The sequence below is a fragment of the uncultured Marinobacter sp. genome (assembly GCF_913055835.1).
In the GTDB taxonomy this organism is placed as follows: Bacteria; Pseudomonadota; Gammaproteobacteria; order Pseudomonadales; family Oleiphilaceae; genus Marinobacter.
Window position 1 is genome coordinate 125,462 of record NZ_CAJXKQ010000003.1, and the last position, 13,583, is coordinate 139,044.

At 57.2% G+C, this 13,583-nt stretch carries 10 protein-coding genes; 1 reads left to right on the forward strand and 9 read right to left on the reverse strand.

The features are described 5' to 3' along the window. Window positions 1–5: 5 nt before the first annotated feature. From trpB to leuC, 8 genes are all read right to left on the reverse strand, one after another. On the reverse strand, window positions 6–1,202 hold the full coding sequence (gene trpB / locus QZ534_RS03250) for a tryptophan synthase subunit beta (RefSeq protein WP_296931494.1): 1,197 nt from the start codon (window positions 1,200–1,202) through the stop codon (window positions 6–8). Between the two features lie 4 nt (window positions 1,203–1,206). Further along, a complete protein-coding gene (locus QZ534_RS03255; RefSeq protein WP_296931391.1) occupies window positions 1,207–1,836 on the reverse strand; it encodes a phosphoribosylanthranilate isomerase in 630 nt (209 codons plus the stop codon). After that, a complete protein-coding gene (gene truA, locus QZ534_RS03260; RefSeq protein ID WP_296931393.1) occupies window positions 1,833–2,741 on the reverse strand; it encodes a tRNA pseudouridine(38-40) synthase TruA in 909 nt (302 codons plus the stop codon). Before truA ends, QZ534_RS03255 begins: the two co-directional genes overlap by 4 nt. A 106-nt stretch (window positions 2,742–2,847) precedes the next feature. Further along, window positions 2,848–6,150, reverse strand: a complete 3,303-nt coding sequence (locus QZ534_RS03265; RefSeq protein WP_296931395.1) for a FimV/HubP family polar landmark protein — start codon at window positions 6,148–6,150, stop codon at window positions 2,848–2,850. 314 nt (window positions 6,151–6,464) lie between these two features. Beyond that, entirely contained in the window at window positions 6,465–7,580 is a 1,116-nt protein-coding gene (asd, locus tag QZ534_RS03270) for an aspartate-semialdehyde dehydrogenase (RefSeq protein ID WP_296931397.1), read from the reverse strand. 129 nt (window positions 7,581–7,709) lie between these two features. Continuing rightward, window positions 7,710–8,783, reverse strand: a complete 1,074-nt coding sequence (leuB, locus tag QZ534_RS03275; protein WP_296931399.1) for a 3-isopropylmalate dehydrogenase — start codon at window positions 8,781–8,783, stop codon at window positions 7,710–7,712. Window positions 8,784–8,908: 125 nt separating this feature from the next. Further along, a complete protein-coding gene (gene leuD, locus QZ534_RS03280) occupies window positions 8,909–9,556 on the reverse strand; it encodes a 3-isopropylmalate dehydratase small subunit (RefSeq protein ID WP_296931400.1) in 648 nt (215 codons plus the stop codon). 16 nt (window positions 9,557–9,572) lie between these two features. After that, a complete protein-coding gene (gene leuC / locus QZ534_RS03285) occupies window positions 9,573–10,991 on the reverse strand; it encodes a 3-isopropylmalate dehydratase large subunit (RefSeq protein WP_296931402.1) in 1,419 nt (472 codons plus the stop codon). A 420-nt stretch (window positions 10,992–11,411) separates the two neighbouring features. Between leuC and QZ534_RS03290 the strand changes: the two genes are divergently transcribed. Continuing rightward, the gene (locus tag QZ534_RS03290; RefSeq protein WP_296931403.1) at window positions 11,412–12,284 is read left to right on the forward strand and encodes a LysR family transcriptional regulator; all 873 of its coding nucleotides are present in this window, start codon (window positions 11,412–11,414) and stop codon (window positions 12,282–12,284) included. A gap of 3 nt (window positions 12,285–12,287) precedes the next feature. Here the strand turns inward: QZ534_RS03290 and QZ534_RS03295 are convergent, their stop codons facing one another. Then, window positions 12,288–13,502: an MFS transporter gene (locus QZ534_RS03295; RefSeq protein ID WP_366935808.1), complete on the reverse strand. Its 1,215-nt coding sequence runs from the start codon at window positions 13,500–13,502 to the stop codon at window positions 12,288–12,290. Window positions 13,503–13,583: the final 81 nt, after the last annotated feature.

The following is a 13,583-nucleotide window of genomic DNA, read 5'->3' on the forward strand; positions in this document are numbered from 1 at the left end:
ATTCTTCAGATCTCGATGCCTTCAAGCTTGGCAACCGTGTTGATGTCCTTGTCGCCACGCCCGGAAACGTTGATAACGACGGTCTGGTCTTTGTTCATGGTGGCCGCCAGTTTAATGGCGTAAGCCACTGCGTGTGCGGTTTCGAGAGCGGGCATGATGCCCTCAACCCGGGTCAGCTTGCGGAAACCTTCCATGGCTTCATCATCTGTCACGGACACGTAATTCGCCCTGCCGATGTCCTTCAGCCATGCGTGCTCTGGGCCCACACCCGGATAATCGAGGCCGGCGCTCACCGAATGCGTACCCGCGATCTGACCATTCTCGTCTTCCATCAGGTAGGTTCGGTTGCCATGGAGCACACCGGGGCGCCCAGCACACAGGGGCGCTGCGTGTTTCCCGGTATCAATGCCAAGGCCGCCCGCTTCGACACCGTAGATTTGTACTGATTCATCAGCGAGGAAAGGATAGAACATGCCGATTGCGTTCGAACCACCACCAACACAGGCCACCAGCGCGTCCGGTAACTTGCCTGTCTTTTCCAGCGCCTGACGGCGGGTTTCCCGGCCTATCACCGACTGGAAATCCCGGACCAAGAGCGGGTAAGGATGCGGTCCGGCAACGGTTCCGATGATATAGAAAGTGTCATCCACATTCGCCACCCAGTCACGCATGGCGTCGTTCATGGCGTCTTTCAGGGTTTTGGAGCCGCTTTCAACGGCGTGCACTGTGGCACCCAGCAGCTTCATTCGGAATACATTCAAGGACTGGCGCTGGACATCTTCTGAGCCCATGAAGACATGACACTCAAGGCCAAGGCGCGCACAGACCGTGGCAGTAGCAACACCATGCTGACCGGCACCGGTTTCAGCAATGATACGCTTCTTGCCAAGGAAGCTTGCGAGCAGGGCCTGGCCAATGGTGTTGTTCACCTTATGAGCGCCGGTATGACAGAGATCTTCGCGCTTCAGCCAGATCTGGGCACCACCGGTTTCACGGCTGAGACGCTCGGCAAAGTACAATGGCGTCGGCCGGCCAACGTAATCTGCCAGCTCCTTGTCAAACCGCGCCTGAAACTCCGGATCCTTCTTCAGGCGGGCGTATTCTTTCTCGAGCGTCATCAGAGAGTCCATCAGAGTCTCGGAAACAAACCGCCCACCAAAGGCCCCGAAGTGACCCCGCGCGTCCGGCAGTGCGCTCAGCATTTCTTCAGTCAGTTTTACAGACACGGTGAACCTCTTTAATGAAATGAGAAATTTTCTGGATGTCCTTGATGCCTTTGTCCTGTTCAACGCCGCCACTGACGTCCACAGCCCAGGGTTTCACCTGCTTCACAGCGGCAAATACGTTATCAGATGACAACCCACCGGCCAATATGATCGGGAGCGGACGCCGGTCGGGGATCAGATCCCAGTTGAACGACTTTCCGGTTCCGCCATACCGGTCCGGATCCCAGGCGTCTACCAACAGGCCGGAGGCTTCCCGGAATTCGTCAAAGGCGGCTTCTATCTGACCGGCCTCACGTACCCGAATGGCCTTGATCCACCGGCGCCCGAACCCGGCACAAAAGCCGGCATCCTCATCGCCGTGGAATTGCAATAAATCAAGCGGCACCTGTTCCAGAACCCTTTCAACGTCCTGCTGGCTGGGGTTCACAAACAGTCCCACGACCGACACAAATGCCGGCACGCGTTTCGCCAGCTCCGCTGCCTGCTCTACCAACAAGGAACGGGGGCTGGGGCCGTAGAACACGAGGCCCAGTGCATCGGCGCCGCTCTGCACAGCCCCGTCGATATCCTCGGGACGGGTAAGGCCGCAAATTTTGACCCTTGCGTTCATTGGCTCGAGACCCGCTGTTTAACATGAATGTGTGTCGGAGAGACCGGACTGTTTTCGGCCCTGCTGAACCACGGTCGCAGAAATCCCGGCCCGCATTCAGCTGCTGGAATCCCGAGCTCATCCGGGTAGCCAACGTCGACCAGATACAGACCATGGGGAGGCGCGGTTACACCTGCAGCTGTCCGATCGCGGGCAACCAGTATCTCATGAATCCATTCCGGTCGCTGCTTTCCCGAACCAACCGCCATCAGGGCACCGGCAATGTTCCGGACCATATGATGCAAAAAGGCGTTGGCCTGCACGTCTATTACGACAAAGTCACGCTTCCGGGTTACCGATATGCGCTCGAGAAACCGGATAGGTGTTCGGGATTGGCACCCGGCGGCCCGGAAAGAGGAAAAGTCATGCTCCCCGGCCAGCGCCTGCGCCGCTTCATGCATGCGATCAGCATCCAGAGGCCGGAAAGTCCAGCTTACCTGGCCTCTTTGAATTCCGGGGCGCACGGGGTGGTTAAAGATTATGTAACGGTAGCGACGGTAGGTGGCGGAAAACCGCGCGTGGAAATCGCCGATGCCATTCCCGGCCCAATGCACAGAAATGTCTTCAGGCAGGGCCGTATTGATACCCATAACCCAGGAACGAAGATTACGGACAGAGGGGGTATCAAAATGGGCGATCTGATAACTGGCATGAACACCGGCGTCGGTTCGCCCTGCGCACACCAGATCCACCGGATGATTGGCAACCTTTGCCACGGCACGAGTCAGTTCCGACTCCACCGAGCGAACGCCCGATTTTTGCAACTGCCAACCATGAAAACTGCGCCCATCGTATTCAAACGCAAGCGCGACGCGCCCTGCCCCTATGGCGTTATCTGTGTTCAGTTGCTGGGTGTCGAGAAACAAGTGTGAATCCGGAAAGAGTGTTGCTGTAAAAACAAAGCGCCGGCTTTTAGCCGGGAGTTAACCCGGCAGCCGGCGCTTGCTGCCTGTCACTTTCGATTATAACGAATCAGGACAGATTTTTAAGGAGGTCTTGAGCCTCCGCCTTTTGATCTTCGTTTCCTTCCAATGCGACTTCCTCAAGGATATCCCTGGCTCCGTCGGCATCACCCATCTCGATGTATGCCCGCGCCAGGTCCAGCTTGGTCGCCGCTTCATCGGTTCCTGCCAGGAAGTCGAAGTCGTCTTCATCACCCAGCTCGCTTTCTTCTATGTCCGCGACCTGTGATTTACCTGATCCGTCGGAAACCTCATCAGAGGCTACTGGCAGATCGAGATCCTCTTCGGGCGCCTGTTCTTCACCGACTGGCGACTCCGGCTCTTCCAGCTCTTCAGTGATCCCCTGCTGCTCGAGCTCCTCGGCACCTTCCACAGTCTGCTCAGGATCCGCCACATCCGCGTCGCCCTCGCCAAGGGTGTCTTCAAGGCCAAGCTCTTCATCCAGAGACGCTTCTTCGGTCTCTTCAGGATTCGCCGAATCGGCCGAGTCGGAAAACTCTTCCATCAGGGCCAGGTCTTCATCCGAGACATCAAGTTCCAGATCGTCCAGCGAGGACTCTTCAATCTCGCTGCCGCCAAGCTCATCCTCTTCGCCTGCCACCTTGTCCAGCTCGGCATCAAGCTCATCCAGGAAGGATTCATCCAGGGAGTCAATGTCGGCGTCGGTATCCGGTTCAGCAAGCTCTTCAGACGGCGATTCCGGCTCGGCTGCTGGTTGATCTTCTGTCAGATCACCTTCAGCCAGATCACTTTCAGCAAGATCATCCTCATCCAGATCAAGATTCAGATCATCTTCTGACTCTTCAATCGCCTGCTCTTCAACGGGTGACTCTTCCGAGCCCTCCTCGAATTCCGACGAAAGATCCCAGTCACCAGACTCTTCCAGTTCCGAGGCGTCCTCGGTCAAATCCTTTTCTTCCTCAGATTCCATCTCGAGGCCCGAGAGATCATACTCGATCATGTCGTCTCGGCTATCGTCCTTGGCGCCTTCAGCCTCTTCACCGTCGGAAGACTCTGCTGTGGCTTCGCGCTCTTCAAATTCATCAAGCTCGAAATCGGACAGGTCCGTCTCTGCCAAGTCAGAGTCGAAGTCACCGAACTCATTCTCTGCTGGCTCTTCCTGCTCTGAATCGAACTGATCGGCCAGAAGCTCCTCGGATTCCGGCTTATCCTTCGCCTCGCCCTGCTCCTCAGCAGTCTCTTCGGTATCGTAAGAGGTCGCAAAGGAGTCTGAACGCAGTTGTGATTCCAGATCATCAATGCTGGGCATCGACTCTGCTTCTTCCAACCTGGCGCGCAGCTCGTTGGCCGACGTCAGTGCCTCTTCATCGTCCAGAGCCTCGATTTCACCAAACTGCTTCTCGAAGGAGTCGCGATCCTGGGTGTCCGCGTAGACACCCAGCAGCTTCAGGCGCAGATCCGTCCGACTGGGCTCCCGGGAGATCGCAGTCTCCAGGGTTTGTGCTGCCTGATCATGCTGGCCGTAAGCAATGTAGGAATCCGCTTCTGCAAGGGCATCGCCTGCGGCCGATTCCTGATCCTCCTCATCCAGGCTCAGGTCGAATGAATCGGCTCCTTCGTCAGCTTCACTGTTCAACTGCTCATAGAACGCCTTTTCCCGATTTGCATTGCGACGAGCAAGCAGCAGAAGCAGTAACAGAAGAAGAATCAAACCACCACCGAGGGCAACCTGATACATCGGATTACCGGTAATGGCGTCAATAACGTTACCAGGGAAGCCCTTGTCGGCTGCAGGCGCCTGGGGTGCCGGCTTGGGAGCAGCTTCCTCAGCCTGACCTGGCTCTGAAGCAGCAGGAGCGGCGGCAGACGTTTGTTCACCGGTTTCAGCAGCGTCGGAGCCAGCCGACTCTTTCGCATCGGCCATGCCTGTCTCTTCCGGCGCTTCGCCGGCATCAGCAACAAGCTGATCATCGGCTGTCTCACCAGACTCGGCCATTCCATCGGTTTCATCGACCGTGGCCTCGGAATCGGCCATGCCTGTGGGTTCCGAAACTTCAGTGTCTTCTGCTTCCGCGTCCGTCATGTCCGCATCAACGGCTACTGGCGTTTCAGCCTCAGCAACTTCGCCTGCTGCTGCCGCTTCTTCCGGAGCCAGGTCCTCGTCCGCTGCTGCTTCTGCAACTTCGCCATCAACGGGCGCGGCCTCTTCTGCCGGCTCCGCACCGCTTGCCTGCTGCATTTCAGCAAGCTGTGTATTCTTCAGCTCAAGTAGTCGCTGCAGGGTCTGCACCTGATCCTGGAGATCATTTACACGACTGTTCAGCTCATCGTTTTCGCGACGTGCACTTTCAAGCTCTTCCATCGCGACCGCTGTGCCCGCATCAACGCCGCCGGGCAGTTCGCTGTCACCGCCCGCAGAACCGCTTTCGCTCGACTCGGTACCGGTTTCCTCGGAAACCACCAGTTTCAGTTCACCGCCACCGGCAGCAGCCTCTTGCTGAGCCGCAGGCTCTGGCTGCCGCTCAGCGGTTGCATCCACCGTGCGCTGGGGAGCCTGGAATGCCTCGTTCTGCTGGGCGACCAAACGCGTAGCCTCAGCGCGGGTCCGACTCTGGATCTGATCGAGAGACGGAACGCGCAGGACTTCACCACGCTTGAGGCGGTTAATGTTGTTGCCAATGAAAGCGTCTGGATTGAGATCCTGAATTGCCAGCATGACCTGCTGCATGGAGACGCTGTTGTCAGGACGCATCTGGGAGGCAATGGTCCACAGCGTGTCAGACGGCCCTGTGGGCCCGAAGGTATCGGCCTGATATCCGGATCTGAGCGACCGCTCAGCCTGAGCCTGCCGGCGCACGGACTCGGCACTGCGAGTAGCAGGCGGCTGGCTGGTTGTCTGGGTAGTGGAGACTGTCGGGGTACTTACCTGCTCCTGCATACCGGACTCTTCCGCGTAAACAGGCGGATCTACAAGCACGGCGTATTCCCGCATCAACCGGCCGCTCGGCCAGGTCAATTCGAGCAGGAAGTTGAGGTACGGCTCCCTGAGTGGTTCACGGGAGGAAACATTGACAATGAGACTGCCATCGTTGCCGGTAACAACCTGGAACCGGAGTTTGCTGAGGAACTGGTTACGATCCAGCCCCACCCGCTCATACGCCTGTTCCGAAGCAATATTGACGAACACGTCCGCTGGATTGACGCCACGGCTTTGGGGCAGAACAATCTCTGCATCCAGTGGCTCGTTCAGATAGGACTGAAGTTCAATTTCACCCAGCCCCAGGGCCTGTGCGACGCCGGATCCGAGCCCTCCCGCCAGAGCCAGGGCAACCGCAAGCTTGCGTACCTTCATGCTTTTTCCTTTCCAGTCTCCGTTATTCGTTACTGCTCTCTTTCAAACAGAATCGGACGAGGTTGGATGACTTCCGTCTGGATAATTCTCGTTATTATGTGTTCTTTTTAATTTTCAGTCCGGCAAGTATTGTTGATAAAACCTCTTTTATCAATCAATCAGCCGCAATCCTTGTACCATTTTTTTATCTATCGCGCGGAACTGCCTAGCGCTCTTGAAAATAACAGGGGCGGAGACTGAAATCAGCCTCCGCCCCCTCACCGGTTTGCCGAAACCGGACACAGTTGGCATTTATTGCCTCTGTGTAACAATTTTTAACGCTCCTGAAGGATCCGGAGCATACGGCGCAGTGGCTCGGCAGCACCCCACAGCAGCTGATCACCCACGGTGAACGCGGAAATGTACTCCGGCCCCATGGTCAGCTTGCGGATACGGCCAATCGGCACGCTCAGGGTACCGGTAACCTTTGCCGGGGTCAGCTCCTCAATGGTCGCATCACGATCATTGGGGATCACTTTCACCCAGTCGTTTGCCTTCGCCAGGATGGATTCGATCTCGGAAACCGGCAGATCTTTCTTCAGTTTGATGGTCAGCGCCTGACTGTGTGAGCGCATGGCGCCAATCCGCACGCAGATGCCATCAATCGGAATCGGGTTGTCGGAACGACCCAGGATCTTGTTGGTCTCGACACCGGCCTTCCACTCTTCCTTGCTCATCCCGTTATCGAGCTGTTTGTCGATGAAGGGAATAAGACTACCCGCCAGGGGCACCTGGAAGTGTTCGGTCGGGAAGCCGTCCGACCGCATGCTTTCGGTGACCTTCCGATCAATTTCCAGAATTGCGGAGGACGGGTCGTCCAGCTCAGTCTTGACGCTCTTGTTGAGCTCGCCCATCTGATTGAGAAGCTCACGCATGTTCTGTGCGCCGGAGCCGGAAGCGGCCTGGTAGGTCATGGGGGACACCCACTCAATCAGATCCTGCTCCAACAGTCCGCCGAGGGCCAGCATCATCAGGCTCACGGTGCAGTTGCCACCGATATAGTCCTTGACGCCTTTCTCGAGCGCAGCATCAATCACGTTACGGTTGACCGGATCCAGAACAATCACGGAATGATCGACCATCCGCAGCGTAGAGGCAGCATCAATCCAGTAACCTTCCCAGCCTGCGTCACGGAGCTTCTGATAAACCGCTCCGGTGTAGTCGCCACCCTGACAGGTCACGATGACATCCATGGTTTTCAGAATCTCGACGTCAAACGCGTCCTGCAACGGCGGCACGCCCTCTTTACCAACGTCCGGCGCAGGCTTGCCGGCCTGGGACGTGGTGAAAAAGACCGGTTCGATATCGGCGAAATCGTTTTCTTCACGCATGCGTTGCATGAGGACAGAGCCCACCATGCCACGCCAACCTACAAGTCCAACTCGCTTCATGTGCGATCTTCAGACCTCGTGTTATGCCCGCCCTCTACCTCTATCGCTGGCAGGGACAGGATGGATGATCCCGCGGCAACTGCGTCCCGTTGCCGTCGGGTCTCAAATAAGCCAGTCAGGGCCTGACGTTTACAGCGCTGCCAGAACTGCCTCACCCATTTCACGGGTGGACACCTTCTTTGCGCCTTCGGACATGATGTCCGCTGTTCGCAGCCCCTGATCCAGAACTTTGCTGACTGCCGCCTCAATGGCCTCGGCGGCCTTCTCCTCATTCAGACTATACCGCAGCATCATGGCGGCACTGAGGATCGTGGCCAGCGGATTGGCGATACCCTGCCCGGCAATATCCGGCGCTGACCCGTGGCAGGGCTCATACATACCCTGCTTTTCGGAGTTCAGCGACGCCGATGGCAACATGCCAATGGAGCCGGTGAGCATAGCCGCTTCGTCGGAAAGAATATCACCAAACATGTTTCCAGTCACAATCACATCGAACTGCTTGGGCGCCCGGACTAGCTGCATGGCGGCATTATCCACATACATATGTGACAGCTCCACATCCGGATATTCCCGACGCAGATCGTTCATGATTTCCCGCCAAAGAACAGTCACTTCCAGCACATTGGCCTTGTCCACGGAGCACAGTTTCTTGCCCCGCTGCTGGGCGGCCTCAAAGGCGACCCGACCAATACGACGAATTTCCGATTCGGTGTAGGCGTAGGTGTTGTAACCCTGGCGCTCGCCGCTCTCAAGCTCACGAACACCGCGAGGCTGACCAAAATAGATACCGCCGGTCAGTTCCCGGACGATCATGATATCCAGACCGGAAACGACTTCCGGCTTAAGGGACGAGGCGGAGGCCAGTTGCGGGTACAAAATTGCCGGCCGCAGGTTGGCGAACAGTTCGAGGTTGGAGCGCAGGCCCAACAGGCCTTTTTCGGGGCGCTTGGCCATGGGCAGGCTGTCCCACTGGGGACCACCAACAGCGCCCAACAGGATGGCATCGGCCTTGGTCGCCTTCTCGAGCGTTTCGTCAGGCAGTGGCGTGTCGGCCTCATCAATCGCAGCGCCGCCCACGAGACCAGACTCGAAGCTCAGTCCCAGATTGAACTGATCGTTAGTCTTGTGAAGTACCTTTTCCGCTTCGGCAACGATTTCCGGGCCGATACCGTCGCCTGGGAGCATCAGGATTGTTCTGGACATGCTTGTTTCCTTGTTCTATTCCTCAATGTCGGATTACGCCTCCGGCTAATCCGACCTACATTTTCGGGTATTCCTGCGAGATGACAGGTAGGTCGGATTAGCGCCAGCGTAATCCGACACTAAAATCAGCTGCCAGCGCCAAACAACCAGGGCGCCGTCTTCCGCCGGCTTTCCTCGTAGGATCGGATCAACTCCGCATCTTCCAGAGTGACCCCGATATCGTCCAGGCCGTTCAGCAGACAATGACGACGGAAATCATCAACCTCGAACGTGAAGGTCTCACCAGACGGAGTAGTGACAGTCCTGGCCTCAAGATCCACCGCCAGCTGATAGCCTTCGCTCTGCTCAACTTCCTTGAACAGCTGATCGACCACTTCCTCAGAAAGAACAATGGGTAACAGGCCATTCTTAAAGCAATTATTGTAGAAGATATCGGCAAAACTCGGAGCAATAATCACCCGGAATCCGAAATCCTCCAACGCCCAGGGGGCGTGCTCGCGGCTCGAACCGCAGCCGAAATTACGCCGCGCCAACAGTACACTGGCGTTCTTGTACCGATCCTGGTTCAGGACAAAATCCGGATTGATTGGCCGGGTGGAGCAATCCTGGTCCGGCTTGCCTTCATCCATATAACGCAGTTCATCAAACAGGTTCGGGCCGAAGCCGGTACGCTTGATGGACTTCAGAAACTGCTTGGGAATAATCATGTCCGTATCCACGTTGGAACGGTCCATGGGGGCAACAACGCCCTGATGTTGCTTCAATGCGCGCATGGTTCTCTCCTGTGGATCAGTGCATCAGTTCACGGACATCAACGAAATGGCCGGTTACCGCAGCAGCGGCAGCCATGGCCGGACTCACCAGATGGGTGCGTCCACCAAAGCCCTGACGGCCTTCGAAGTTCCGGTTTGACGTGGAGGCACAGTGCTCACCCTGCCCCAGCTTGTCGGCGTTCATGGCCAGACACATGGAGCAGCCCGGATCACGCCATTCCAGACCCGCCTCGATAAAGATCTTGTCCAGACCTTCCTGCTCCGCCTGTGCTTTCACCAGCCCGGAACCCGGCACCACCATGGCCTGCTTCAGGATCGGAGAGACCTTCCGCCCTTTCACCACGGCAGCCGCTTCACGCAGGTCCTCGATCCGACTGTTGGTACAGGAACCAATGAACACCCGGTCCAGCTTGATATCGGTAATCGCCATATTCGGCTTCAGACCCATGTATTTCAGGGCCCGAACAATACCCTCACGCTTGATGGGATCGGCTTCCTGTTCTGGGTCAGGCACCTTGCCATCAATTCCGGCAACCATTTCCGGCGATGTGCCCCAACTTACCTGTGGCTGGATTTCGGAACCTTCCAGCTCGACAACCTTGTCGAACACGGCATCGCTATCGCTGTGCAGGGTCCGCCAGTATTCAACCGCAGCGTCCCACTGTTCTCCCTTGGGCCCGAACGGACGATTGCGGACGTACTCGATGGTGGTGTCATCCACCGCCACCATGCCAACCCTCGCACCGGCCTCGATGGACATGTTGCAAATGGTCATCCGGCCTTCCATGCTGAGGCCCTGAATAGCGTCGCCACCGAATTCGATGGCATAACCCGTGCCACCGGCCGTCCCGATCTTGCCAATGATGGCCAGCACCACATCCTTGCCGGTAACGCCGGGGCCAAGTTTGCCGTTCACCTTCACCAGCATGTTTTTCATCTTCTGCTGAACCAGGCACTGTGTGGCCAGCACATGCTCCACTTCACTGGTGCCAATACCATGAGCCAGGCAGCCAAACGCACCATGGGTAGACGTATGGGAATCCCCACACACAATGCTCATACCCGGTAAAGTTGCGCCCTGCTCAGGCCCGATCACGTGAACAATACCCTGGCGCTGATCCTTGATCTTGAACTCAAGAATCCCGAACTCATCGCAGTTCTTGTCCAGCGTTTCCACCTGAATCCGGGAAACCGGGTCAACAATGCCCTCAACACCACGGTCGCGGTCGGTAGTCGGAACGTTATGGTCCGGCGTCGCAATGTTGGCATCAATCCGCCAGGGCTTACGCCCAGCCAGACGCAGGCCTTCAAATGCCTGGGGTGATGTCACTTCGTGCAGCAACTGGCGATCGATGTAAATCAGCGCCGAGCCGTCATCGCGCTGTTTGACGAGATGGTCGTCCCACAATTTGTCGTATAAGGTCTTGCCCGCCATGGTTCTCTCTCACTCTCTGGGGGTTTCTGGTTCTGACGTTTGATGACGTTATCTTACCGCCTGGAGCCGGATAACCTCAATTCATGTTTTTTATCTTTGGCATCCGTTTTGGTTATACTTGGGTGGAGGTCGCGGGTTGGGAGGGCACTTTCAAAACACGCCGACAAGCACATCCATGTGGGCTCGAATCGGGCCATCCGTGGCCCTCTACGGTTTTGAAAGTGCCCTCCCAACCCGCTCCCCAGACAATTGAGCAGCCTGCAATAATGCCCGAGGCGCCTGGAGGGGCGAACCTCCCAAAACCGTGGAGCGCCAGGGATGGCGCGACCGAGCCCTACAGGGAGGTATTTACGGGCGTGTTTTGGGTGGTTTGCCACTCCTGGCAACCTGCTCCCAAGTTCCAGGCCATAGGAGCCTTTCGTGGACTCAAACGCATTAAAAGCTTTTCTGACAATCGTCGACCAGGGCTCCTTTTCGGAAGCCGCGGAAACCCTGCATCTGACGCAGCCGGCCATCTCCAAACGCCTGGCCGCCCTGGAAAACCAGCTTGGCACCAGCCTTATCGACCGGAGCCACCGCCAGATTCGGCTAACTGACTCCGGGAGCCGGTTACTGCCGCATGCGCGCCGGATCCTGGACGAAATCCATAATGCCCGGGTAGCCTTGTCGCCAGACTCCGCACAGGTAGAAGGCGAGCTACAGATTATCGCCAGCCACCACATCGGCCTGCACCACCTGCCGAACTGGCTGCGACGGTTCAAACGGGAATATCCCCAGGTATCCATCAACCTGCAATTCATGGAATCCGATGCCGCCTACGAGCAGATGCGCAAACGTAATGCGGAGCTGGCGTTCGTAACACTCAGCGACAGCATGGAACCCAGTTTTCACGTTTTTGCCCAGTGGCCGGACCCGATGGTGTTTGTGGCTGGCGCCGAGCATCCTCTGGCGTCGTTGAACAATCCCGGGCTGTCAGATCTCGCAGACCACCCTGCGCTTCTGCCGGACACCACCACCGCAACCTACCGGGTTGTCAGCCGACTGTTTCTGGAGGCGAACCTTCACCTGAATCCACAGATGCCCACGAACTACCTGGAAACCCTCAAAATGATGACCAGCGTTGGCCTGGGCTGGAGCGTTCTGCCTTTGCGCATGGTTGACGACAGCCTGAGACTACTGGAGGTGGGCAAGCCGGTTTCCCGGGTGCTTGGGGGAATTGGCCTCTCCGGCCGGCAGCTTAGCAACGCGGCCAAGGCGTTGCTGGGCATTGTTCAGGAAGAAGAGAGCGCCTGAGATTCAATCCTCACCATGCACAGGCGGCGGCCGCAGGCCCCGCCAGGTGATCACGATTGCAATGGCCATTGCGGCAGCACCACCCCAGAAGGCGGCAGAGGTACTGAAGCCATCCACCAGGAACCCCGACAGCCAGGCGCCCAACGCGCCACCGGCGCCGAAGGTGAGCCCACTGTACAGGGCCTGCCCCTGGCCATGGTGGTGTTTGCCGAAAAAGCCCTGAATGTACTGAACTGAAATCGCATGCAGCGCACCGTAGGATGCTGCGTGAAGCAGCTGCGCAAACAGCAGCACGGCAACAACGTCGGTTACCTCAGCAATCAGAATCCAGCGGATCATGGTTAAAGTCAGGGCCCCTATGGCGATCTGACGTACCGTGAGATGACGGGTTAATCGATGCATCACCAGAAACAGCGCGATCTCCGCAAACACACCCAGCGACCACAACAGACCGATGGACAGCTTGCTGTATCCGTGCTGCTCCAGATGAATACTGAAAAACGTGTAATAGGCGCCGTGGGATACCTGGAGCAGGAAGTTCATCAGGAAAAACGTCACCACCGCCGGGTGGGTGACAATGGCCTTCAAACTACCCTTCGGCGCCGGCGGCTTCCGCTCTCCCCGTTCTGCAGGCACCAGAAACGCTGATACTGCAATGCCTGCGAACACCGGCAGCAACAACCAGGGCAGATTCTGAATCGGTACCAGCTCCAGCAACCCACCAACCAGCGCCACCGCCCCGATAAACCCTACGGAGCCCCAGAGTCGAACTCGCCCGTATTTCTCTTTGTTCGTTCCCAGGGTGCGTAGTGTGATCACCTCATAAAGGGGCAGGATGGCATTCCAGAAAAACGTAAAGGCCAGCATCACCAACAGCAGGCCGTAGAATCCCGGCTCCATGAATACGCCGGCGAAGAACAGTGAACCGGTGATAGCGCCGAATCGGACCAGACGAACCCGCTGGCCGGTTTTGTCACCAAGCCAGCCCCAGACACTGGGAGCAATGATTTTGGTGAGTTGGATTGTCGCCATCAGTGTGGCGATTTGGAGATAGGAGAAGCCCTGGCCTTCGAGGTAAAGGGACCAATACGGCAGGAGACCGCCGAGGAGAGCGAAAAACCAGAAATAGAGGTTGGAAAGGCGCCAGTAGATAACGAAACCTCTTATCGGTAAAAAGAATCGTATTCGCGACGACAGAGCCTTGGCGTGTTGTCGGATTACGCCTTTGGCTAATCCGACCTACATTGACTGCGACAGAGCCGAGCGGAATTGTCGGATTACGCCCTTGGCTAATCCGAC